Origin of the sequence: Actinomadura gamaensis (assembly GCF_042652125.1) — a bacterium.
Lineage (GTDB): Bacteria > Actinomycetota > Actinomycetes > Streptosporangiales > Streptosporangiaceae > Spirillospora > Spirillospora gamaensis.
The window spans coordinates 1-23,743 of sequence record NZ_JBHSIT010000026.1 but is presented as its reverse complement, the minus strand read 5'-3'; the positions used below and the strand labels follow the sequence as shown (position 1 = coordinate 23,743).

The window sequence follows — 23,743 nt, the reverse complement described above, 5'->3', positions numbered from 1 at the left end:
CGCCACCGCCTTCATCGCCGACCACTCGCTGGGATAGTCCGGACGCACCTCGGTGACCATACGGACCGCCCGCCTGCGCAGCTCAGGCGGATAGGGGGACTGACGTGCCATGACTCGATCCTCTCAGAGAATCGAGCCTCCATTCGACCCGGGGCGCTTCAGTCAAGGAGTTGGCGGCCGAGAGCGCCACCGGAACCGAAGCGTCCGACCCGCCGCGCGGCGGCACCGAGGAAACGGTGGCGCGGCTGTGGGCCGAGCAACTCGGACTGGAGCGCATCGGCCGCCGCGACGACTTCTTCGCCGTCGGCGGTGAGTCGTTGCAGGCGGTCCGGTTCGTCACCGCGCTGCGCAACGAGCTGCGTCTGGACGACGTGCCCGGCCGCCTGCTGGTGCGGATGCTCCTGGACACCCCGGTGCTGCACCGGTTCGCCGAGCGGCTCGACGCCGCCCGCGACGGCCGCGTCGAGCCCGACCGGGCACCGGTCGACCTCCACGCCGAAGCCCGGCTCGACCCCTCGCTGCACTTCGGCGAACCGCCTCCCGCCGGAACGACCGACCCGCAGGCGGTCCTGCTGACCGGCGCGACCGGGTTCCTCGGCGCGTTCCTGACCCGGCGGTTCCTGGACGACACCACCGCGCGGCTGTACTGCCCGGTGCGGGCCACCGACCCCGACGACGGACTGCGCCGGATCGCGGCGGCGCTGCGCCGCTACGAGCTGCCGCTCACCGATCTGGAGCAGCGCGTCACAGCCGTCCCCGCCGACCTGGCCGAACCGCGACTGGGCCTCGACGCCCACCGGTTCGCGCAACTGGCGGACCAGGTGGAGGTCATCCTCCACAACGGCGCGCACGTGAACTTCCTGTACCCGTACTCGCGGCTGGCGGCGGCCAACGTGGGTGGCGTGCGCGAACTGATCCGGCTGGCCGCCGCCGGCGATCCGAAACCCTTCCACTACGTGTCGTCGATCGCCGTCCACGCCGGGCTCGGCACCACCGGCAGGCGGCAGATGCCAGAGGACGACCCGCTGGGCGACCCCGAACTGCTCGGGCAGGGCTACGCCGAGACCAAGTGGGTCGCCGAAACCATGCTGCGCGCCGCAGCCGAGCAGGGCCTGCCGGTCAGCCTCTACCGCCCCGGCGAGATCACCGGCACCCGCGACCGCGGCGTCCAGGGCACCGGGACGATGCTGAGCGCGCTGTTCAAGGCGATCACCGACACCGGACTGGCGCCCGCCGTCCCGTATGAGCTAAACCTGATCCCGGTCGAGGTGGCGGCCGAGGCACTGGTGCGCCTCCTGCTGACCGCGCCGGCGCGCGGCCACGCCTACCACCTGGTCAACCCCGCGCCCGCGCCGCTGTCATTGCTGGTCGAGCGGGCGGAGACGCTCGGCTACCGCATCCGACAATTGCCTTACGACCAATGGCTGCGGGAGATGAACCGCTACACCGGCGCCGAACCGGCGGCGCCGATCGCGGACTACCTGCCGATGTTCTCCGAACGATCGGCGAAGACGGGCCTGTCGGTCTTCGAAGCCTCCTTCCCCGGCAACATGCCCGACCTCGCAACGTCGAACTTCACCGACGCCGCAGGAGACACGAAGATCCCGGCCGTGGACGCCGACCTGCTGGACCGATACCTGCGGTACTGGCTCAGCTCAGGCTTCCTGACGCCTCCGACCTCCCCGTCCGAAGAAGCGGCGGCACCGCCCGGGAACCGTCATTCGTGAGTTTGAACTGTACGAACATCCGGACACGCCCTAAACCGCATCGCCATGGCGCGCAACAGGCCCGCATGGCGCAGCGGCGGCCACACTCCCTTCGAGCAACGCTTACTGCGAATGCGAAACGGCTTGCCAGAGCGGGAGCGGATGCCCCTCCCCCCGTCCCACGGACACCCGATCTGAGTTGACCTTGATCAACTTGGGAAGGAAGTGTCTCGTGCCATCACCACACCCGCCGGAGTTCCGGCGTCGCGCCGTCGAGCTCGCGCGCTCGGGCGACAAGTCGGTTTCGTCGCTGGCCAAGAGGCCTGGGTATCAGCCAGTCGTGCCTGTCGAACTGGATGCGACAGGCCGACATTGAGGAAGGGCGCGTCGAGGGGCTGTCCGCGGCCGAGAAGAAGGAACTGGCCGTGCTGCGGCGCAGGACCCGGCAGTTGGAGCAGGAGAACGACATCCTCAAGCGGGCGGCGGCGAACTTCGCCCGCGAGAACATGCTCCCAACAAAAATTCTCGCTGGTCCGTGAACTCCCCGCTGACGCTGTCCCCGTCGCGGTGGCCTGCCGAGTTCTGGAGTTCCTCGATCGGGATACACCGACTGGCTCGGCAGGCCGGCGTCAGTGCGGCAACAACGCAACGACGACTTGCTGAAGCAAATCCGCGAGGTGCACGCGGAGTTGACGCTGGGACGAGGTGAGGTGGTGAACCGCAAACGGGTCGAACGGCTCATGCGCCAGGCGGGGATCCAGTGGATTCACCGGCGCAGAGGCCGCAAGAACCTGGTCAATGTGGCCACCGAGGAAGACCTGGTCAAGCGGGCCTTCACGGTGGACGCCCCGGACATGCTGTGGGTCACCGACATCACCGATCACCCCGCCAGGGAAGGCAAGTTGTACTGTGCGGCCATTCTCCACTGCTTCTCCGGCGGATCATCGGGCATTCCATCGGGCCGCGTCAGAACACCGAGCTGGTGAGAGACGCGATGGCCGCCGCCGTGGCCCGCAGGCAACGTTCCGGATCCACGGTTCTGTATTCGGACCACGGCGCGCAATTCACGTCCTGGACCTTCGGGAAACGACTTCGCGATGCGGGGCTGCTCGGATCGATGGGCACGGTCGGCGACTGCTACCAACGCGATGATCGAGCCATTTGGGGGCCGATGCAGCTCGAACTACTGGACGTCAAGAGTTGGGAAACTCGGCCAGAACTCGCCGCCGCACAGTTTTTAAATGGATCGAGTGCTGGTATAACCTATTCAGACGCCATTCCAGTCTCGGCATGCTAAGCCCGGCCGCCTACGAAGAGCAGTACAACGCCGCGCAGCGTGCGACCTGACCCATCTCACCGCACGTGTCCGTGCCGGGGGGGAACCTCAGTAGCGGGCCGGGTCGAAGGCGGGTGGCCGACCGCCTGCTGATCCTTCGGCACCTCGGTGGGCGTCCTGGTCGGTCTTGCTGGGGATGGCGGCCTTGATCTCGCGACGGCGCAGGCAGCCGCGGTTACCGCGGGAGATGTGGGCCCGGTCGGCCAGAACCAGGTCTGGCTTGGTGCGCGGTCGGCCCCTGCCCTGGCGGGGCACCCTGACGGCGGCCAGGACCGGGAAGAAGTGCGGGCTGTCAGCGCGCCGCCCACCGGTCAGCAGCAGCGACAACACCTTGCGGCCCTGCTCACAGGCCAGATGCACCTTCGTGGTCCAGCCACCTCGCGACCGGCCCAGCCCATAGCAACGGCTCCAGCAACGCCCACTCCACGTCGGTCAGATCAAACCGTCGCGTCACCGCTAGGGTCTCCACGAGGTCTCCGGGTACGAGGTTCGTCTTGGTCGATGAACCCCTCTACCGGAGACCTCACTGGTTACAGATCACGACACACCGCCACCTACCAGACTTCGAGGCACGGCCTAATTAGCCGATAGCACCGTCTCGGCCGCCTTGATCCGACACGAGACCGACACCAGTGCCTCGACCTTCAGAGCACATATCTCGAGATCGACGGCAACCTACGTCACCGTCACAGCGGGCTAACAGAAGTCCGGACGAGTCGAGATGTCATCACGTATACACGCCATCGCCCTGGTGACTGCTAGGACCATCCCGTGAGTATCCCTCCGGAAGTCATGCCCAGGACGCGCCATCTGTTGCGAACACATCATCCCACCTCCGGCCCGGGGGCAGAGCCCCATCCCACGAGATGCAGGCACGAGTCCACGCCGACTCCAGTCCGGCTGGATTCACTCCCCCTAATTACCAGGCGCTTTCGCAGCGTTTGGAACAGCAGGCTTCCGACACAGTCCCTTTTTCGCGATGGGAATGATCAAAATTACTTTGGAAGCTCTCGAGCTTCCTCGCATGAGAGCTCCCTACAAGTTCCGTCCACAAGATCGACAGCGAGAGGGCGAGATGGAACGATCATTGCTCGAACCGTCCCACGCTCCAAGAATTCAGCTGAATTCCACGGGACAATCAACGCTTCCCCGATACGCCGGGATCCGCCCTTCATCACAGCAAGCGCCACTCCCATCTCCCCTTCCATGCCCCGGAGGCGATCCACGGCAATTTGAAGGGCATCATCTTCACTGATCATAGGGTTATCCATTCTGGCAAAGAAGTAATAATCGTAGCCTTCTGGCCCAGCAATACCTTGCCGACCATCCAAGAATTGGATTATACCGTTGCCCTTCCTCGCATTGAAAGCATGAGAGGCTATGCAACTGAAGCCGAGGACAATCCCATGGGAACCCTCCGGAAGAATCTTCATACGAGCGACGAGTCCCGAGAAACTTCCAGAATGCCAATTTCCGCCAGTATAAGCATCAACGATGGGACTGTCCATTGGCCTGTCGTGCGGTACCGCACTCATCGGCTCCCCACGAGGCAGCTTATCCACGGCGACGGCGCACGTTTGGCAGTTTACTTGCCCGTCCTTTGGGTTAACCAACTCCTTCAGTCTCGGAGTGCGCGGGGTTTCGTAACGTCCCCTCGGCTTGTCCGATGCATAGGGCCGGCACCTGGCGCGCCGGCTCCTTCTCCCTCAATTCCAGCGTCGGGAGCTCCAGCGCCTTCTGCCTCTTTCGCAGCTCGAAGGCCACCATTGTCGGCACTCCCCCCTTTTCGGCGGCTTTGAAGCCCGGGAGTCGCGCGCCCGAAGGGGCAGCTCCGCTCTCTTCGGGAGCCAGGGTGACTGCGGCGAAGGGGAAGCTCAGGAATTCCGCTGCTTGGTGGCTTCTTGAGTTCGGGTTGAGGCCCATCTTTTCCGAGAGGCTTTTCCTGTTGCCAGCTGGTAGCCGATCCCCACCAATGTTTCGTCGACTGCAGGGCCGCCGCCCAGCCCTCCGACGAAATTCCAGATGCTCTTCCAGTCGACCTCGCCATATTGGACTGGTTTCGTCCAGCCCCAAACTCCGTTGCAGTCTCCGCATGAAGTCTGTCTGGAAGGGTCTGCCCATCCACAGGGAGCGGGGTCCTGGTAGCAGGGCTTTTCTTGGTTCGAGTTGTAATTGACGGGCGTGTTGTCGCTGTGGAGTGGGAGCGGCTGGCGCCGCTGCTGCCTCCTGTAGGTGGGCGGGGTGGCCGGTGGGCGGACCATCGCAGGACGATCGACGGGATCTGTTTCCGGGTGCGGACCGGGCTGCCGTGGCGGGATCTGGTTGCGGAGTTCGGTGAGGGGATCACCGTTTACAAGCGGTTCCGGCGCTGGTCGGCGGAGGGGGCGTGGCGATGACCCGCCGCCTCACCGGTGCGTCCCCTCGCCTGGCGTGACGCCTGAGCCAGCAGGTACAGGACGAAAGTCCCGTTTACGTGGCACCGGGCATGGTGATGTGCGTCATGTCGCGCCGTGGACCTGGGTTCCGGCGAGGAAGGTCGCCTGGACGTCGAGGCCCTCGATCTCCTCCGGCGGGACCTGGAGGGGGTCGGCGGACAGGACGACCAGGTCGGCGTACTTGCCGGGTGTGAGCGAGCCCGCGATGTCGTCGGCGTGCAGCTGCCAGGCGGCGTCGATGGTCTGGGCGCGGAGGGCCTGCTCGACGCCGATGCTCTCGGCGAGCCCGAACGCGCGGCCGTGGCGGGAGAGGCGTGTGGCGGCCACCGCGATGTTGTGCAGGGGGTGGACGGGCGTGACCGGCGAGTCGTTGTGCAGGGACACCCGCATGCCGGTGCGCAGGGCGGTGGCGAGCGGCGCCCAGCGTTCGGCGACCTCGGAGCCGAACAGGTCGTCGATCGCCTCGCCCCAGTAGTAGATGTGGTCGGGGAACAGGCTGCACGTGATGCCGAGGGCGTGGGCGCGGTCGAACTGCTCGGGGCGCATGCTGCTGGCGTGCTCGATGCGGAGCATGGGCGGGCCGTCGGGGCGGCGGCCGCCGAGCATCTCCTCCCAGACGTCCAGGACCTGCTGGGCGGCCTCGTCGCCGTTGGCGTGGCAGGCGAGCTGCCATCCGGCGGAACGGTAGGCCCGGGAGATCTCCAGAAGTTCGGCATGGGTGTAGTTGGGCGCGTGCCGGTGGCCGGGCCGGACGCCGATGGACGCGGTGGCCGGGGACGCCAGGTACGGGAACCCGGCGGCGATGTTGCCCGTCCAGGGCGACCCGTCCGCCCACATCTTGATGCCGATCTGGCGGACCATGTCGTCGCCCGCGCCGGGTTCGACGTCGCTGCGCAGGGACGGGCCGGACACCTCGTACAGGCGCAGCCGCGTCGTGAGCGGGACGTGGCCGAGCAGCGGGCGCGCGGCCGGCGCGAACGCCATCTCGCTCATCATCGTGACGCCGCGCGCGTTGACGCGGGCGCTCTCGGCGGTCAGCGCGGCGACGGCGGCGTCCGGGGTGGCGCGTGCCTGGAGCGGCGCGGTGATCTGGCCGATCGCGGCGGGCTCGTAGGCGGTGCCGGTCAGCTCGCCGGAGGCGTCGCGGCCGAAGCGGCCGCCGGCCGGGTCCGGGGTGTCGCGGGTGACGCCGGCGCGGCGGGCGGCGGCGGAGTTGAAGTACGCCGCGTGGCCGGAGTTGTGCAGGATGATCAGCGGTGTCCCGGGGGCCAGGCCGTCCAGCCAGGCGAGGGTCGGTTCGGGCAGGCCCTTCTGGAGGAGCCCGTCCCAGCCGTTGCAGATCGTGTCGCCGCGGGCGGCGACGGCGTCCCGGACGGCGGCGACGACCTGGCCGGCGTCCGGCAGGACGGCCGGGCGGATGTCGACCAGGGCGCCGCTCTGCACGGTGGCGTCGCCCAGGAAGTGGCCGTGCGCCTCGACGAACCCGGGCAGCACGCAGCCGCCGGTGTCGATGACGCGCGTGCCGGGGCCGCGCAGCGGTTCGATGTCGGCGGACGTGCCGACGGCGATGATCCGGCCCGCCCGCGCGGCCAGCGCCTGCGCGTGCGGGCGGGCGGGGTCCATGGTGCGCAGCCGCCCGCGGACGACCAGGTCGGCGGTCATGACAGGTAGGCCAGGACGGCGCCGGTGAGCGCGGTGGTGCCCATCTCGATCGTCGGACGGTCGTCGGGCGCGAACCTGGAGTTGTGGTTGCCGGGGACGCCCGCGAGCTTCTTCTCGGGCGTGTCGCCGGGCGCCTCCTCCCACGCCTGCCAGGAGGTGCCGCCGAAGAACCAGAAGTCGGTGGGGACGGCGGTGCCGCCGTGGTGCTCGGCGTCGCCGAGCACGGAGAAGTCCTCGCTGCCCATGAGCGGGCCGTGCTCGATGACGGCCTCGGCGCCGAACAGCTCGGTGTGGACGGCGGCGACGGCCGCGTCGGCGGCGGCGTCGTTGACGGTGAGGGGGAAGTCGCCGGAGACGGTGAGCTCCGGGGGCCGCGGGCAGCCCGACGCGGCGCACTCGGCCTCGCTGATGCGGCGGACCGCGGCGAGGACCTGGTCGCGGGCCGCGCGGCTCTGGGTGCGGAAGTTCAGCGCGACGAGGGCCTCGTCGGGGATGACGTTGGCCTTGGTCCCGGCGTGGATCATCCCGGCGGTGACGACGACCGAGTCGCGGGCGGCCACCTCCCGCGACACGATCGTCTGGAGGCGGGTGACGAGGTGGGCGGCGGTCACGACGGGGTCCACGCAGAGCTCGGGCGACGAGCCGTGCCCGCCGCGGCCGAAGATCCGCACGTCCACGGTGGTCGCGGCGGACATGAGCAGTCCCGGCCGGTGGACGATGGAGCCGACGGGCGACGGGCCGACGTGCTGGCCGAGGATGACGTCCGGGCGCGGCAGCGACCCGAAAGCGGGGTGGCGTGCCATGGACAGGGCGCCGGCGCCGACCTCCTCGGCGGGCTGGGCGATGACGACCAGGGTGCCCGACCAGAGCGGGCGGGACCGGGCGAGGGCCTCGGCGGTGGCGAGCAGGCAGGTGACGTGCATGTCGTGCCCGCAGGCGTGCATGACGCCGTCGACGGTGCTGGCGTAGGGCAGGCCGGTGCGCTCGGTGACCGGCAGGGCGTCCATGTCGCCGCGGATCCAGACGACGGGGCCGTCCCCGTTGCGCAGCACGCCGGCGACGCCGGTGCCGCCGATGCCCTCGCCGACGCGGTACCCGGCGGCGCGCAGCCGGGCGGCGACGGTTCCGGCGGTGCGGTGCTCCTGCCAGGACAGCTCGGGATAGGCGTGCAGGTCCCGGTAGAGCGCGAGGAGGTCGGGAGCGTGGTCGGCGAGGTCGCGCAGGACCTCGCGGGTGTGCTCTGCGGCGCGTCCGGTCAACTCGTCTCCTTCGGCGGGAGGGACGGCGCGCTGCCGAGCAGCCGCCGCGTGTAGGGGTGGGTGGGGGCGTCGTAGACGCGGTCGCACGGGCCCCGTTCGACGATCTTTCCGTGGTGCATGACCGCGACGGCGTCGCTGACGTGCCGGACGACGGCCAGGTCGTGGGAGATGAACAGCATCGTCAGCCCGAGCCGGACGCGCAGGTCGGCCAGCAGGTTGAGGACCTCGGCCTGCACCGAGCAGTCCAGCGCCGAGGTGATCTCGTCGGCGACGATGACGTCCGGCCGCGCGACGAGCGCGCGGGCGATGGCGATGCGCTGGCGCTGCCCGCCGGAGAACTCGTGCGGGTAGCGGTCGGCGGCGTCCGGGTCCAGCGAGACCATCTCCAGGCCCTCGGCGACGGCGCCGGCGTGCGCGCGGGCGGAGGCGCGGCGCGGGTCGATCGCCTCGGCCAGCGCCCGGCCGACGCGCATGCGCGGGTCGAGCGAGGAGTGGGGGTCCTGGGAGATCATCTGGATGCGGCGGCGGACGGCGGTGAGCCGCGCGCCGCGCAGGCCCGAGACCTCCTCGCCGTCCAGCAGGATCCTGCCCGAGCGGGGCCTGACCAGCCCGACCATGGCCTTGGCCAGCGTCGACTTGCCCGATCCCGACTCGCCGACGAGCCCGAGCGTGGTGCCCTGCGGGACGGCGAGGCTGACGTCGCCGAGCACGGTGTGGGCGCGGCGGCCGTGGCCGTAGACGACGGTGACGTTCTCGGCTGCGAGGGTCATGGCGCGCTCTCCACCTGCGGTGCGGGTTCCAGGGCGTGGCAGGCGGCCCAGTGGTCCTCGCCGGCGCGGACCGGCGGGGGCGGGGCGTCCGCGCAGTGCGGCATCACCAGCTCGCAGCGGGACGCGAACGCGCAGCCGGCGGGCCGGCCGGCGGGCGCGGGCGGGCGGCCGGGGATGGTCGTCAGCGGCGTGCCGCCGCCCGCGGCGTCCAGGCGGGGCGTGGCGGCCAGCAGCGCCCGCGTGTACGGGTGGCGGGCGCGCCCGGCCGCCAGGTCGGCGGCCGACAGCTCCTCGACGATCCGCCCGGAGTACATGACCAGCACGCGGTGGCACAGGGACGCGATGACGCCGATGTCGTGGGAGATGAACAGCATCGCGGTGCCGTCGCGGCGGTTGACCTCGCGCAGCAGGTCGAGGATCTCGGCCTGGACGGTGACGTCCAGCGCGGTGGTCGGCTCGTCGGCGATGAGCAGCCGCGGCTCGGTGAGCAGCGCGGAGGCGATCATCGCGCGCTGGCGCATCCCGCCCGACAGCTCGTGCGGGTGCTGGCGCAGCCGCGCGGCGGGACGGGTGATGTGGACCCGCTCCAGGGCGCGCGCCGCGCGCTCGCGGGCCTCGGCGCGGCCGATGCCGCGGTGCCGCCGCAGCACCTCGGTGAGCTGGCCGCCGATCCGCAGCGCGGGGTTGAAGGAGGCGGCCGGGTCCTGGTAGACGACGCCGATCTCGGTGGCGAGGCGGTCGGGAGAGGCGGCGCCGCGCAGGTCGAGGTCGTCCAGGCGCAGGACGGAGGCGTCGGCCCGGACGGCGTCGGGCAGCAGCCGGGCGATCGCCATGGCGGTCAGGCTCTTGCCCGACCCGGACTCGCCGACGACGCCGACGATCTCGCCGGGGCGGACGTGCAACGACACGCCCGCGACGAGTTCCTCGCCGGTCGGCGCGTGGATGCGCAGGTCGTCCACGGTGAGCAGGGCGTCCTCGGGGGCCTGCGGCCGGTCGCCCGCAGTCCGCTCCGCGCGGGCGGCAGCGGACGAGGCGGCAGCGGACGAGGCGGCGGACGCGGCGGCGGACGAGGCGGCGACGGTCGCGGCGGCGGCGCGCCCGCGGCGGCCGCCGAGGACCCGCATCCGGTGCGGGTCGGCTCCCGCGGCCAGGCCGTCGCCGACGAAACCGGCGAGCACGCCCGTGAGAGTGATGGCGACCGCCGGGCCGAGCGCCTCGGCGGGGTTGGTGTAGAGCGCGGCGAGGCCGGTGTTGAGCAGGGCGCCCCAGTCGTAGGACGGGGCCTGGACGCCGAGCCCGATGAACGACAGGCCCGACAGCGCCGTCAGCGTCCCGGCGAACGCCACCGACAGCAGCACGAGCAGCGGCTCGGCGATGTTGGGCAGCAGGTGCCGGGTCAGCACGCGGTACGGCGGGACGCCGAGCAGGCGCGCGGTGGCCACGAAGTCGCGCCCGGCGACGGAGGCGGCGAGGTTGGCGGTGAGCCGCGCGAACGCCGGGCTCCAGGCGACGCCGATGGCGACGACGGCGGCGACGGCGCCCGCGCCGAGGATCGCCGCCACCGCCAGCGCGAGGATGATCGCCGGGTAGGAGACCATCACGTCGATCAGCCGCAGCCCGGTCTCGCGGACGCGCGGGCCCGACACCCACACGGCGGTGCCGAGCAGGATGCCGAGCGTGCCCGCGATCGCGGTGGCGAGCACGGTCATGACCAGGGTGAGGCGGGTGGCGACGAGCGTGCGGGCCAGCACGTCGCGGCCGAGCGCGTCCGTGCCGAGCCAGTGCGCGCCGGAGACGCCCGCGCGGGCCGCCCCGGACAGGTGCGTGGCGTCCGCGCCCCAGATCCACGGGGCGACGACGGCGAGCAGGACGATCACCCCGAGCCCGATCAGCCCGGCGGCGAGCCCCTTCGACCAGGCGATCACGAAGAGCTCCTTGCGGTGAGCGTGCGCGGATCGAGCAGGCCCAGCAGCACGTCGATGATGAGGTTGAGCAGGGCGGCGAGGATGCCGAGCACCAGCACGGTCCCCTGGATGACGGGGCGGTCGCGGTTGATGATCGCCTCGACGACCCGGCCGCCGAGGCCGGGCCAGGCGAACACGCTCTCCACGATGATCGTGCCGCCGAGCATCGCGGTGAGCATGAGCCCGCCCATGGTGAGGGTGCCGGTCAGCAGGTTCGGCAGCGCGTGCCGCGCGTACAGGGTCAGCGGCGGGAGCCGGTGGCCGCGCGCGGTGCGCATGTAGTCCTGGGTGAGCACGACCGCCGCCTCCCGGCGGACGATGCGGGCCAGCACGCACGTGGACGGCAGCGCGATCGCCACGACCGGCAGCACCAGCGAGGACGGGGTGGCGGCGCCCGCGGCGGGCAGGATCCGCAGCGAGATCGCGAAGATCAGCACGAGCAGCGTACCGAGCACGTACTCGGGCGTCGCGCCGACCAGGCCGGTGACGAAGGTGAACGCGGCGTCCACCCGCCCGCGGCGCCCGCCGCGCGTCGCGATGGCGACGGACATGCCGAGCGGGACGGCGATGAGCAGCACGACAGTGATGGCCGTGAACGCCAGTTCGGCGGTGAAGGGGAGCCGCCCGCCGATGACGTCCGAGACCGGCTCGCGGGTCTGGAACGAGGTCCCGAGGTCGCCGCGGAGCAGCCCGGTGACGTACGACCAGAACTGCGACGGCAGGGACCGGTCCAGCCCGAGCTGGTGGCGGAACTGCTCGACCTGCGCGCCGGTCGCGTCGGTTCCGGCCAGCGCGCGCGCCGGGTCTCCCGGGATGAGCTGCACCATCACGAAGGTCGCGACGACCAGGGTGACGAGCACCCCGGCCATCCCGGCCAGGCGGCGCGCGAAGAACACCAGCCAGGGGTTCGCGCCGCGCCGACCGCCCGGAGCGGTGTCCTCGGCGGCGTCCCCGGCGGTCCCAGCGGCGTCCCCGGCGGACCCAGCGGCGTCCCCGGCGGACCCAGCGGCGTCCCCGGCGGTCCCAGCGGCGTCCCCGGCGGACCCAGCGGCGTTTCCGGCGGTTCCAGCGGCGTTCCCGGCGGTCTGCTTCGCGGTTTCCGCGGCGGTCTCCTTGGTGGCGGCGCCTTCGAGGAGGGGCTCGGCGGCGTTCCCGGCGGAGGCCGCCGCGTCCCCGGCGGCGGTGGCGCCCGCCGGGTCCGCAGCGGTTCCGCGTGCGGACGGCTCCGTCATCAGCCCTTGACCCTGAAGCCCGCGGGGTCGGCGGCGCCGTTCGCGACGACCCCGTCGACGTTCTTGGACCAGACGTAGGCGACCGGGACGGTGGACAGCGGCACCACGTCGTTGCGCTCCAGCAGCGCCTTCTGCGCCTCACCCCAGGCACCGCACTTCTGCGTCTGGTCGGTGGTCGCCATGGCCTTGGCGAGCCCGGCGGTGAAACCCGGGTTCTGGACGCCGCCGAAGTTGCGTCCGGCGGGCGGGTTCGGCCCGGTCAGCAGCATCGCGCCGGGCGTCAGCGTCCCGGAGAAGTTGAGGTGGCCCATGAGGGTGACGTCCCAGTCGCCCTTGTTGCCGAGCACCTCGGTCGCCCAGGTCGCGTTGTCCACGTTGCGGAGCGTGGTCTTGGCGCCCGCGGCGCGCAGGGCCTCCTGCACGTAGGTGTTGCCGGAGCCGTTCGCGATCCCGTTCGTCCCGCTGATCCTGACGGACGCGCCGTTCAGCACGGTCTTGGCCGCCGCCGGGTCCGTCCTGGTCACCAGCGAGTCGTCGGTGTTGGCGCAGGGGCTCGTGCTGTCGCTGTAGCTCTTCATGACCTCGCCCTTGCCGCCGTACACCCGGTTGAAGGCGTTGGGGTCCAGGGCCTGCGCGACGGCCTTGCGGAACCTGGGGTCGGCGCCGGGGTGGCCCGGCCGCTCGTTGAAGACGATGAACATCCGCAGCAGCGGCGCGACGGTCACGGTGTAGTTGCCGCCCGCGAACCGGGCGGCGTCCGGGCCGGTGAAGGCCACGTAGTCCAGCGCGCCGGTGCTGAGCTGGTTGGCCGCCGTGCTCTCGTTGGAGACGATCGACAGCTTCACCGTCGCCGCGCGCTTGCCCTGCGGCTCCTTCTTGTAGGCGGGGAAGGCGTTGTAGCCGTCCCGCAGCTTGAAGGTGTACGCGCGGCCGCGCTGCACGTCGGTCAGGGTGTACGGGCCGGTGCCCGCGCCCGCGACCGGGCCCCGCGCGAGGGCCTTCGGGTCCTTCAGGCCGGGCCCGCAGACGATCCCGGCGCCGGTCAGGGCCAGCGCGGGCACCATGTCGGACCACGCCCTGGCGAGCTTGATGCCGACCGTCCCGGCCGTGTCGTCGGAGGTGACGGTGACCTTGGCGCCCGGCCCGAACGCCAGCGGGGCCTGCGCGGCGCCGGTCGCCGGGTCGGCGAAGCGCCGGAGCGAGGCGGCGACGTCCGCGGCGGTCAGCGGCTTGCCGTCCGAGCAGGTCAGCCCCTTGCGCAGGGTGAAGGTCGCCGAGTCTGGGGTGGAGGTCCACTTCTCGGCCAGGCCGGGCAGGATGGTGTGGTCGGCGTCGCGGTAGACCAGGGTGGCGAACTGCATCCGGGCGAAGGTGTAGTCCGTGGCGGCCGTGCCGAGCGCGGGGTCGAACGTGTTGGCGTCCGAGACCGTCGCGAACCGGAATGCGTCGCCGCCGCCGCTCGATGAGGAGCCGGACGAGCCGGTCGTGCATCCGGAGACGATGAGCGCCGCCGCGGCGGCCAGGGCGGCCGGGACGGCGACGGTACGAGGTCGAGCCATGGGCTTCTCCCAGGAGGAAGGGTCGCGGGAAGCGGGCGGGAGCGCTGGGCCACCAGGATTCGAGTGGCCGACGACACATCGGCTAAATTGCATGAATGGCAAGGAAAGAACGTCCGTCGTGCAAGAAACCGACGGATGGATGAGCTCGACCTGGCGTTGGTGAACGCGCTGCAACTCGACCCGCGCGGCTCGTGGGCCCGGCTCGCCCGCCCGCTGGGCGTGGACGCGGCCACCCTGTCGCGCCGCTGGGCGCGCCTGCGCGCCTCCGGTGAGGCGTGGGTGACGTGCTACGTCGGCCCGTCGCAGATCCCCTACGGCGCGTTCGCGCTCGTCGAGGTCGGCTGCGCGCCCGGCCGCAACCAGGCCATCGCCGAGCAGATCGCCGCCGACCGGTGCGCGATCACCGTCGAGCACACCACCGGCGGCCGGGACCTGCTGCTCACCGTCACCGCCACGGACATCGGCGGGCTCAGCGCCTACGTCCTGAACCGGCTCGGCGCGATCGACGGCGTCACCTTCACGCGCACGCACCTGAGCCACCGGCTGCACCGGGAGGCCAGCCGGTGGCGCCTGGACTCCCTCGACCAGGACCAGCGCCGCCACCTGGAGCGCGGCGACGGCGCCGACGGGGAGCCGCGGGCGCTGCGCGACGAGGAGACGGCGATCCTGTTCGCGCTCGGGGCGGACGGCCGCCGGTCGCACGCCTCGCTGGCGGCCGAGCTCGGCATGTCCGAGGCCCGCGTCCGCCGCGCCCTGTCGGCCATGCTGTCCAGCGGCCGGGCGGTCATGCGCTGCGAGGTCGCCCACCGGCTCGCGGGCTGGCGCGTGACGGGCATGCTGTGGCTGCGCGTCCCGCCGCCCCGGCTGGAGATCGTCGCCGACAGCGTCGCGACCATGCGCGAGACGCGGCTGGTCTGCTCGGTCGCGGGCCACGCCAACCTCATGGCCAACATCTGGGTCCACGGGCTGGACGAGCTGGCGGCCTTCCAGACCCGGCTCGTGTCGCGCTTCCCCGAGGTCGACATCGTCGAGCAGTTCGTCACGCTGAAGTGGGTGAAGCGGCTCGGCCACATGCTGGACGGGGAGGGCCGCAGCATCGGCTTCGTCTCCCTGGACCCGCGCGCCCCCGCGGTCCAGTGACCCTCCGCCGAATGCCCGCCCGCCGCGCCCGGCGGCCCGAGCCGGAAACCCGCGGACAAGTCCGCCGCGCCACACAGGTACTGATCGCGTTCACCGACGCGTTCCGCAGGGTGTTCGGGGTCGCAGCACACCGAGGACGAGGAGGCCTTACAGCAGATCTTGACGGCGTCCCAGCGGAGCTCGATCATGATCCCTTTCCCCCCATGACCGGAAAGGCGCGCCATGCATCCGCGCTCCGCCGCCGCCCTGTGCGCCGGCGTTCTGTCACTCACCACGATCGGCGCGCCCGCGGCGATGGCCGCCGCCAAGCATCGCGTCACCCTGCGGGTCATCGGCCGCAACGGCCACGCCTCGTCCGCCGCCCACGTCCAGGTGGAGCAGCTCGACGGTGACGGCGGCTCCCAGCCCGATCCCCATCGGCCCTTCCGGCTGCCCCGCGGCACCTTTGCGATCACCGCCGAGATCGAGAACGGCGACGACACCACGATCGGCGTGCAGGTCGTCAAGGTGACCGGCGACCGGACCGTCACCTTCGACGCCCGCAAGGGCCGTCCGCTCCGCTTCGCCGTGGACGGCGCCGTCCCGCAGGACGGGTACGCGCAGGCCATGCCGCTGATCAATGGCGATCAGGCGCTGCTGTCCTACGACGGCGCGCGCGAGATCGGATCGATGTTCGTGATCCCGATGCGCGACCGGCGGGTGTCGCTGATCGCCGCCGCCACGCTCTCCCGGGACGACGGCACCGACCGCTACGACCTGGTCCACGTGGTGAAGGGCGGCCTGCCCGAGCACCCGGCGTTCACCGACCGGCGATCGACCCTGACGCGGGTCGACATGAACTTCCGCCGCCTGGACGAAGGCCAGTCCGGCGCCCTGGACCTGGAGGCATCGGTCGGCGGCGCCACCCTGGACGTGGCCGGAACCGAGCTCAAGGCGCTGCCCGACCGCACGGTTTCCTACCGGTCCCCCGGCGTCGCGTGGCAGGCCATCGTCTCCCTGTCCGGACCGCAGGGCGAGCAGCAGCTGACCGAGCCCTCCGCGCGCGCGAGCAGAGCAGGCCACCGCACCGAGACCTGGGGCGCCGGCTCCTGGGGGGCGAACACCGACGGCATCGACTCCTCGCTCGACGAGACGGGCCTGACCTTCATGCCACGCGAGCCGTTCTGCCCGCCCGAGCACGGGCTCGTGCTGAGGTGCACCCTCACCACCAGCGTGCGCAGCCGCCTCTACCGCTCCGGCAAGCTCCTGAAGGAGACGCGCGGCGACCTCCACTACAAGATCCCGAAGCAGACGGACTGGTACACCCTGACGCTTGACGCGACCCGCCCCGCCGGAACGCGGCTGTCCACCCGGCTGGCCGGCTCCTGGCGCTTCCCGGCGGCCCGTCCGGGCGGCGGCGCCGGCAGCGCGCCCCTGCTCATGATCGAGTACGCACCGCGCGCGCTGAACAGCCGAAACGAGGCGGCCCGCGGCTCGGTCACGACCGTCCCGGTCTACGTGGACAACGCCGGGCACAAGTCGGCGATCAGGACGCTGACGGTCGAGGCGTCCACTGACGGCGGTCACACCTGGCGGCGGCTCCCGGCCAGGCGGGACGGCGGCCACTGGACGGTCCAGATCCGCAATCCGAACGCCCCTGGAACGGTGTCCCTGCGCGCGACCGCCAAGGACGCCCGGGGCGATTCCACCACCCAGACCCTCACCGCCGCATACGCCGTCGCCTGACCCGACCCTCTACCACAACGTCCGAGCCAGTCGGCCCGCCGGAGTGACGGCTTCTCGGCGGTAGCCCCGGCCTCGAAGATCCCTGGCCAGGACGTCCTTCTTCGGGAGCGACCGGGAACCCGGACGCGGCGGAGGGCGTTCTACTCTGAGAAAGGAAGTTCGTATCCGCGAAGTGCGCCCCCCGCCGCGTTCGGCAGCATCGTTCCACCCGTGCACGGCATCGAGCCAAGGGGGCAGAGATGCACGAATCCGGCATGGACTTCTCCAGCGATTCCTTTTCGGCACCGAGTTCCCCGGACCCTTCACCGGTCTCCTCGGCCGAAACCTTCAGCCAGCCGTCCGCGCCGTCATTCGAGACGTTCTCGGCGAGCCCTCCGACCGGGTTCGACACCTGCGCGCAGGACATGAGCGGTGGTGGCACCGCTGCGCAGGGCACCGAGAACTCGAGTTGGTTCGGCTCGTTGCTGAGCCAGGTCGCGTCCTCCTTCAGCAGCGGGGAAGCGAGCGCCCCGGAGAGACCGGCGGCGCCGAACGCCGCCTCCTTCGACGCGGCGGACCCGCCTGCGGCGACCGGGCCGGTCGTCGATGCTGCACCAGGTGGCGCGTCCGGGCCGGCCGCGGATCCTTCTTCCCTGCGGTCGCCGGTTGAGGCCGTCTCCACCGGCGGCGAGAGGTCCGACGGGGCCGAGAGGTCCGACGGGGCCGAGGGGGCAGAAACCCCGCCCTGGTCCCGGACACGGCAGTTCTTCGCCGACCTCCAGCAGAAGGGCCTCGAGCAGACCCTGGTGGACCGCTACCGGGACTCGTCCCTCAAAGCACGCATCGAGGATTACAGGGGGAAAGGAGAGAAAGCCTGGGCGAAGCTGGACCTCAAGGGTAGTGAAGGAGCGGCGGCCCGGAACGGCGAGGTGGCGACTCCCTATGGGCCGGCCGAGGAGGACTTCCGGCACGCGCTCAACCGCGCGGCAATGAAGGAAGGGCTTGTCCCTGCCTCGTCGCCGGACTGCACGATGACGGAGTTCGAGCAGAAGATCGAGGGCAACGCCCTCTTCCACAAGATCTTCGATGCGCAGACCGGCGACATCATCGGCTACCGGTACGACTCGGACGGGTTCTGGCAGGTCCTCGACCGGCAGGGGCACATGCTCCATGCAGGAGAGAGAATGCTCGAGCGACCGCTCGTGGATCCGATCGACTTCGTCGATCCCGAGGCGTTCGCGGAGAAGGCCGCCGAACGCGCCGCCACCGAACGGATCCGGCGGGTTCTCTCTGCCGAGCACGTCGTCGTGGTGGAACACGCCATGGCAGGAGATCTGCGGAAGAGCATCGGCGCCGGCGGGGAGGCCAGCGCCGCTGCGATCCTGCGTTCTGAGGGCCGGACGGTGATCGACCTGAACAGCATCAAGCCGAACCACGCGCTCCTCGACCTGTCGACCGGGCACTGCTTCATCTCGGTCAAGACGCGCGGGATCTACAAGGAAGGGCTCTCTCCCTCCACCCTCAACGCCTACGAGCGCGACCTCATCGCCCTGCTGGAAAGGCCCGAACCGGGGATCGCCCCCACCCCTGCGCAGAAGGCCGCCGAGGTCCTGTGGGCCAACCGGGAGCGCCTGGCCGAGGCCGGCGCGTGGCCTCGCGGCCTGCGCCCGGACGTCTCTCCCGAGGAGATCACCGCCTTCATCAACGCGGAGGGCCGGCTCCTGGTGCCCGAGGACCAGGTCGCCGTACTGCGCGAGCACGTCAGAGTCCGCGCCCTCGCCTCACCCACGATCTTCGAACTCGAGCCCGGCCCTGACCTGGAGCGCCGCGTGGACCACCTGCTCTCCCGGATCGAGTCGTCGGGGATGACCACGGCGGAATACCGCGCGCTCAACGACCGCGCTCACCGCCGCTGAGCCCTGTGGAACCGCAGAACCGCACGTCTGCGCAGGTGAGGGTGCCCTGAGAACGAGCTCCACCCGAACGAACCTTCGGTCCACCGCGACGGCCGACGTGGGCGCTCGGGCACCGGTAGCAGCGGTTCCAGGACCGTCCACTGCGCCTCAGGCAGGGCGAACCGCCTCGTCACCGCCAGGGTGGCCACGGCTGAGACGCACCGCCACACGTCAGGCCTCGGAACACTCCCTAGGGCGTGCGGCTGAGGAGGAGGTCGGCTATGGCGTCCGCGACGGTGTCGGCGTCGGCGTAGTAGGTGAACGCCGGGGACGGGTTGACCTCGAAGCAGTACCAGGTGCCGTCCGGGGCGAGGCGCAGGTCCACGCCCGCGAGGCGCAGGCCGAGGCGTGCGGCGAGGCCGATGCAGCGGTCCGCCAGGTCGCCGGGCAGGTCGGTGCGGTGCTGGCTCGTCGCGGCCTCCGGGACGCGGTAGTCCACGGCGTCCGACGCGATCCGGACGGCGGACGCCCGGTCGCCGACGACGTGCACGCGGACGTCGTCGCCGGGCACGTACGCCTGGAAGAAGGTTGGGCACGCCGCGAGCCGGGCCAGCCGGCCGGGATCGTGCGCGTCGGCGCGGGTGACGCGGGCCCGGACGCCGCTGCCCGCCTTCGCCACGATCTCGCCGTGGCGGTCGGCGAACGCGGCGAGCGCTTCGGCGTCGTCGGTGACCAGGCCGGGCGGGACGGCGAAACCGGCCGCCGCGATGAGCCGTCCCTGCTGGGCCTTGGCGCCGTTGCCGGCGGACGGCGTCGGGCGGTTCAGCACGAGCGCGCCGGCGTGGTCGGCCCACGCGAGCAGGGACGCCTCGGCGCGGAAGGCGGCGCGGGCACGCACGGTCCGCGCGGGTGAGCGAGTGACCGCGGGCATCCGCGCCGCGTCGTACGGCCTCAGGTAGGCGGCGGACACGGCGGTGAGGTCGGCGCGGAGGCCGCCGGACGTCCGCACCTCGGCGCCGGTCACGGTGATCAGGTCCCGCTGGTCGAGGACGGCCGGTCCGGCGCCGCGCCCGAGCAGCGTCCGCAGCACGCGCGCGAACGGCTCGTCGCCGGGATGGCCCCACAGCAGGATCACTGGCCGGTCCTCCGGGCGACGGCCGCGGTGACCTCGCGGTCGGCGGCCCGCCACCACGGTTCGGTGCCCGCCACGGCCCAGCCGCCGTCCGGTCGGCGGGCCAGGCGCGCGCAGAGCAGGTCGGCGCCGAGGGCGGCGGCGAGTTCGCGGGCGAGGTCCGCGGCCGCCGGGTCGGCGGCGGGCAGGACGCGGTCGCCGACGACGGTGAGGCGGAGCGTCCGGCGGCTCGGCGGGACGGGCAGGACGGGCAGGCCCGCGCGCGCGGCGGCCCAGCGGACGTCGTCGGGGTCGAGGCCGCGCCCGCACAGGCGGCCGGGCACCGGGCGGTTCAGCACGAGCGGCGGCGCCTCCAGCCAGAGCGCGAGCAGCGCGGTCAGCTCGGCCGCGACGAACCCGCGCTCGGCGCGGGCGATGTGCGGCAGGTCCCAGGGCGCGACCGCGGGCAGGCAGGTGAGGACGGCCGCGGCGGCGTCCGCGCGCACCGGTCCGAGGCGGGTGCCCAGCACGGCCCCGCGCAGGTCGTCCGGGTCGCAGCGGGTGCCCGGCCCGGCCAGCGAGCGGGCCGTGACGAGGCGGACGTCGCGGAGGCCGGTGAGCAGGGGGCGCGAGGGCCGGTGGCCGTGCCCGGCGAGGACGATGATCAGCGTTCCGCCCCGTCCTGCCCGTCCTGCCCGTCCTGCCCGTCGTCGTAGAGGTCGCCGCCGACGTCGGGGCGGTGCTCGGCGCTGATCCAGGGGGTCGCGCCCGGCCCGGTGCCCGGCGGTCGGGGCTCACCGTAGGGTGCGGCGCCGCCCCCGGCGGACGGCGGCAGCAGGTCGGCGTCCTTCTCCTTCGGCTGGAGCTTCTCCCCCCGCCCGATCTTCTCGGTCTCGGACTTCTCCGCCTTCTTGGGCGAGGTGACGCGCAGGTTGTGCTTCCACTGCACGCCCCCGCACCACAGCGTGACGGCGTGCGTCCCGGCCGTGAACTTCGGCAGGGTGAGATCGGCGCTGGCCAGCGCGCCCTGCGCGACGGTCACCGTGCCGACCGGCGCGTTGTCCACCACCACCTGCGCGGTGAGCGGGTGCGGCGCGGCGGCGTTCAGGACCACGTGCACGGCGAGCCGCACGTCGGAGGTGATGCCGTCGGGGAAGGCCGCGCCGCCCGCGAGCGCGACGCCGGTCATGCCGGACACCGTCAGGTTCCACGAGGGGCCGGGATCGCCGAAGAAGCCGCCGATCGCCGCCTGGAACATCCGGAGCTGGAGGCCGAAGACGCCCGGATCGGTGGGGTGGATCTCCACCGGGACCGACGTCGTCTGCCCGGGGAGCACGTCCTCGCGCAGGTCGCCGTCGGTGACGCCCCAGCGGTCGAACCCGCCGACCGGGAGGGCGGCGAGGCGGTGGCCGAGCGCCGGGTGCCACGGGACGGTGCCGGTGTTGGTGACGGCGATCCACAGGTTCGGAGCGTCGCCCGTCGCCATGCCGCCGAACGGCATGTAAGCGCCGATGGAGGCCGACAACTGCGCGGACGTCACCTGCGCCACGGTGACGGCGCGCCGGTCCGTGGCCTGCCCCCACGGGGTGGTGACCGCGCCGGGGACGCCGTCGCGGGTCGTCGCGGTGACCATCTGGAAGCCGCCGTACAGGACCCCGGTGGCGTGCGGGGCCTGCACGTGCACGGTGAACTCCGCCTCCTCCCCCGGCGCGACCGGGCCGGGGACGGGCACGCAGGGCAGGTAGCCCGACGACCAGCCCGGCTGGAAGATCCGGAGCTGGGCGAAGTCGCCGTAGGGCGCGAGCGCGTGGCCGTCCTCGGCGCGCCAGGTGGAGTTGCCGGTGTTGCGGAACCGCAGGGTGACGGTGTGGCCCTGGTCGGTGTACACCGTGGCGGGCAGGGTGAACGCCGTCGGCGTCGTGTTCAGCGACGGGGTGTCCACGTCCGCCGGACGGATCTTCCACTGCTGCTCGGGCAGCCCCCGGTACTCGGTGACGGTGCACTGCGCGGCGCTCAGCGGGGCGCCCCCGGCGGTCAGGCACCGCGTGGTGCCGTGCCGGTACAGGACGACGTGGCCGTCCCCGGTGGAGACCGGGTGCCAGAGCTGGCCGGGTCCCGCGCCGCCGCCGGCCGCCTGGCCGGGCCGCTGCGTGACCGGCGCGACGCCCGCGGGCGTCGGCGGCTCGGCGGTCAGCAGCTGGCCGCTGTGCCAGGCGGTTACGGTGAACCCGCCGTGGTCGTGCCAGCGGAACGCGAACTGCTGGTTGGTCGCGTTGTACTGCGCCCAGGTGACGACGGGACCGCCGGGGGCGGTCGCGAGGGGGCCACCCGCGACGTCCAGGGTGGTGTTGTCCCGCCGCGACACCAGGGCGTAGCGGCGGCGCGCGTCCTTCGGGTCGGAGGACGCCGTGTTCGCCGGGTCGAAGACGACGATCTCCGGGACGCCGGTCTCGGGCAGCGCCAGCAGCGGGTCGGCGGGGTCGCCCGCGGTGGCGGTGGTGGCGAGGGCGGGCGCGCCGGACGCGTCGGCGACCACCTGGAGCCGCCGGGCGGGGCCCTGCGGGCGGCCCGCCGGGTTGCCGTCCTCGGTCGGCTGGATCCAGAACTCGAACCGGCCGCTGCGGACCAGCTCGATCGCGTGGTCGGCGGTCAGCGACCAGGCCCGCCCGTCGGTGGTGCCGCCGATCCGGCCCACCGGCGTGCCCGGCACGAGCCGCGGCACCTGGCTGACCGCCGTCACGTCCACGCGGACGCCGTACTGCTCCCAGCTCGCGTCGGCCAGGGCGAGCCGCAGCCAGCCCTCGGCGGCGGACGGCGGCCGGGCGGGCGGGCTGCCGTCGGCGCCGGCCGCGGCGCGCGCCGTCACCTCGTCCGCCGCCCAGGTGAACGGGTCGGGGCGGTGCAGCCACGACCAGGTGCCGTGCACGTCGGACGGCAGCGGAAGGCGGCGCTGCTCCCGGTCGGTGAGCACCGGCCCGTACCGGAAGGACGGGGTGAGCCGCGCGAGCGGTTCGGCGACCCACGCGCGGCGCATGCCGATGGCCTTGGCGGGCAGCAGTCCGGTGCGCACGTGCACCTGGCAGTCGGGCGCGACCAGCAGGGTGAGCGCGACCGGACGGCCCGGCCGGACGAGCAGCGGGTCGCCGGTGACGTAGCGGTCGGCGAGCGGACGCCCGGACGCGCGCGCCGCCTCCGGCACGGACGGGTCGACGACGCGCAGCGTGCCGGGGTCGCCGTCCAGGACGTAGCCGACCAGCCCGTCCTCGAACCGGTCGAGCGCGCCGAGCCGCACCTCGACCGGGACGTCCGCCGCGCCGGGCCCGGCCGCCGGGTCGGCCACCTCCACGGCGAGCTCGGCGCGCAGCGCGGCGACCGGATGGCCGAGCAGCAGCGCCAGGTGCTCGTCCCCGGCCTGGCCGGTGAAGTCGATCGTCCACCAGGTGGTGTCCACGACCTTCAGCAGCGACCCGAGCGCGGTCGGCGCGGCGGACGCCGCGGACGCCGCGGACGCGGCGGCCGTTGCGGCGCGGTCGGCGCGGACCAGGCCGGTGGCGAGGGCCGCGAACGCCGGATCGGTGATCGCGGCGTCCGGGTCGGCGCCGAGGCGGCCGGGCCGGCCGGGGCGCGCGGGGTCGTCCTCCCAGACGGTCGCGCCGGTGTCCGCGCCGCGCAGGCGTCCGAGCCCGGCGCCCGCGGCGTCGAAGAGCTCGACCGACCCGTCCACGTAGTCGGGCATGAGGAAGCCCGCGACCGGGCTGACGGCGTCGCCGGCCTCGATCCGCGCGCCGGTCACCGGGTCGCGGCGGCCGTCCGCGGCGACGTACCGCAGCGTGACGCGGGCGGGGGCGGTGAAGCGGGGCGCGAGGGTGAGCGTGCCGGGCCGGTCGTCCGGCCCGGCCTGCGGCGGCGCGGCGACCCGCGGCGCCGGCGGCGCGGCGCCCCGCGACGCCGGCGGCACGGCGCCCCGCGA

The 23,743-nt window shown here is 72.5% G+C and carries 17 protein-coding genes and 1 pseudogene; 7 read left to right on the top strand and 11 right to left on the bottom strand.

Features of this window, described 5'->3' with window-relative positions; all coding sequences use genetic code 11:
• Nucleotides 1-170 precede the first annotated feature (170 nt).
• The 3 genes from ACFPCY_RS42985 (at nucleotide 171) to ACFPCY_RS42975 (ending at nucleotide 2,692) form a co-directional block, all read left to right on the top strand.
• Nucleotides 171-1,727, top strand: coding sequence for a thioester reductase domain-containing protein (locus ACFPCY_RS42985; protein WP_378265699.1), 1,557 nt, complete (start codon nucleotides 171-173; stop codon nucleotides 1,725-1,727).
• A 335-nt stretch (nucleotides 1,728-2,062) separates the two neighbouring features.
• Nucleotides 2,063-2,245 (top strand): hypothetical protein, encoded by a 183-nt coding sequence (locus ACFPCY_RS42980; protein ID WP_378265697.1) that lies wholly within the window; start codon nucleotides 2,063-2,065, stop codon nucleotides 2,243-2,245.
• A 93-nt stretch (nucleotides 2,246-2,338) separates the two neighbouring features.
• On the top strand, nucleotides 2,339-2,692 hold the full coding sequence (locus ACFPCY_RS42975; RefSeq protein ID WP_378265695.1) for an IS3 family transposase: 354 nt from the start codon (nucleotides 2,339-2,341) through the stop codon (nucleotides 2,690-2,692).
• Nucleotides 2,693-3,090: 398 nt separating this feature from the next.
• Here the strand turns inward: ACFPCY_RS42975 and ACFPCY_RS42970 are convergent, their stop codons facing one another.
• Both ACFPCY_RS42970 and ACFPCY_RS42965 read right to left on the bottom strand, forming a co-directional pair.
• Nucleotides 3,091-3,435, bottom strand: a complete 345-nt coding sequence (locus ACFPCY_RS42970; RefSeq protein ID WP_378265701.1) for a transposase — start codon at nucleotides 3,433-3,435, stop codon at nucleotides 3,091-3,093.
• A gap of 602 nt (nucleotides 3,436-4,037) precedes the next feature.
• Entirely contained in the window at nucleotides 4,038-4,655 is a 618-nt protein-coding gene (locus tag ACFPCY_RS42965) for a toxin glutamine deamidase domain-containing protein (RefSeq protein ID WP_378265693.1), read from the bottom strand.
• A gap of 558 nt (nucleotides 4,656-5,213) precedes the next feature.
• On the opposite strand from ACFPCY_RS42965, the pseudogene ACFPCY_RS42960 reads away from it, so the two are divergent.
• Nucleotides 5,214-5,432 (top strand): annotated as a pseudogene (locus ACFPCY_RS42960) (transposase); the annotation flags it as partial.
• Between the two features lie 108 nt (nucleotides 5,433-5,540).
• Here the strand turns inward: ACFPCY_RS42960 and ACFPCY_RS42955 are convergent.
• The 6 genes from ACFPCY_RS42955 to ACFPCY_RS42930 are packed head-to-tail and all read right to left on the bottom strand — an operon-like array spanning nucleotide 5,541 to nucleotide 13,923.
• Nucleotides 5,541-7,139 (bottom strand): amidohydrolase, encoded by a 1,599-nt coding sequence (locus ACFPCY_RS42955; RefSeq protein ID WP_378265691.1) that lies wholly within the window; start codon nucleotides 7,137-7,139, stop codon nucleotides 5,541-5,543.
• Nucleotides 7,136-8,398, bottom strand: coding sequence for an amidohydrolase (locus ACFPCY_RS42950; RefSeq protein ID WP_378265689.1), 1,263 nt, complete (start codon nucleotides 8,396-8,398; stop codon nucleotides 7,136-7,138). Before ACFPCY_RS42950 ends, ACFPCY_RS42955 begins: the two co-directional genes overlap by 4 nt.
• Entirely contained in the window at nucleotides 8,395-9,168 is a 774-nt protein-coding gene (locus ACFPCY_RS42945) for an ABC transporter ATP-binding protein (protein WP_378265687.1), read from the bottom strand. The genes ACFPCY_RS42950 and ACFPCY_RS42945 overlap by 4 nt, the downstream gene beginning before the upstream one ends.
• Nucleotides 9,165-11,093, bottom strand: coding sequence for a dipeptide/oligopeptide/nickel ABC transporter permease/ATP-binding protein (locus ACFPCY_RS42940; protein WP_378265684.1), 1,929 nt, complete (start codon nucleotides 11,091-11,093; stop codon nucleotides 9,165-9,167). Before ACFPCY_RS42940 ends, ACFPCY_RS42945 begins: the two co-directional genes overlap by 4 nt.
• Nucleotides 11,090-12,364, bottom strand: a complete 1,275-nt coding sequence (locus ACFPCY_RS42935; RefSeq protein WP_378265682.1) for an ABC transporter permease — start codon at nucleotides 12,362-12,364, stop codon at nucleotides 11,090-11,092. Before ACFPCY_RS42935 ends, ACFPCY_RS42940 begins: the two co-directional genes overlap by 4 nt.
• Nucleotides 12,364-13,923, bottom strand: a complete 1,560-nt coding sequence (locus ACFPCY_RS42930; protein WP_378265680.1) for an ABC transporter substrate-binding protein — start codon at nucleotides 13,921-13,923, stop codon at nucleotides 12,364-12,366. The genes ACFPCY_RS42935 and ACFPCY_RS42930 overlap by 1 nt, the downstream gene beginning before the upstream one ends.
• Before the next feature lie 135 nt (nucleotides 13,924-14,058).
• Between ACFPCY_RS42930 and ACFPCY_RS42925 the strand changes: the two genes are divergently transcribed.
• The 3 genes from ACFPCY_RS42925 to ACFPCY_RS42915 all read left to right on the top strand — a co-directional run bounded on the left by ACFPCY_RS42925 (nucleotide 14,059) and on the right by ACFPCY_RS42915 (nucleotide 18,683).
• Nucleotides 14,059-15,063, top strand: coding sequence for an Lrp/AsnC family transcriptional regulator (locus tag ACFPCY_RS42925; protein ID WP_378265678.1), 1,005 nt, complete (start codon nucleotides 14,059-14,061; stop codon nucleotides 15,061-15,063).
• 222 nt (nucleotides 15,064-15,285) lie between these two features.
• Complete coding sequence (locus ACFPCY_RS42920; RefSeq protein WP_378265676.1) at nucleotides 15,286-16,788, top strand: hypothetical protein; 1,503 nt, start codon at nucleotides 15,286-15,288, stop codon at nucleotides 16,786-16,788.
• Nucleotides 16,789-17,027: 239 nt separating this feature from the next.
• Nucleotides 17,028-18,683 (top strand): hypothetical protein, encoded by a 1,656-nt coding sequence (locus ACFPCY_RS42915; RefSeq protein WP_378265674.1) that lies wholly within the window; start codon nucleotides 17,028-17,030, stop codon nucleotides 18,681-18,683.
• A 229-nt stretch (nucleotides 18,684-18,912) separates the two neighbouring features.
• Here the strand turns inward: ACFPCY_RS42915 and ACFPCY_RS42910 are convergent, their stop codons facing one another.
• The 3 genes from ACFPCY_RS42910 to ACFPCY_RS42900 all read right to left on the bottom strand — a co-directional run.
• Nucleotides 18,913-19,797 carry an ATP-grasp domain-containing protein gene (locus ACFPCY_RS42910; RefSeq protein WP_378265672.1) on the bottom strand — a complete coding sequence of 295 codons (885 nt, stop codon included), beginning with the start codon at nucleotides 19,795-19,797 and terminating at the stop codon, nucleotides 18,913-18,915.
• Nucleotides 19,794-20,303 (bottom strand): hypothetical protein, encoded by a 510-nt coding sequence (locus tag ACFPCY_RS42905; protein WP_378265670.1) that lies wholly within the window; start codon nucleotides 20,301-20,303, stop codon nucleotides 19,794-19,796. The genes ACFPCY_RS42910 and ACFPCY_RS42905 overlap by 4 nt, the downstream gene beginning before the upstream one ends.
• A gap of 134 nt (nucleotides 20,304-20,437) precedes the next feature.
• A partial coding sequence (locus ACFPCY_RS42900; RefSeq protein ID WP_378265668.1) for an RICIN domain-containing protein occupies nucleotides 20,438-23,743 on the bottom strand: 3,306 nt, incomplete at its 5' end.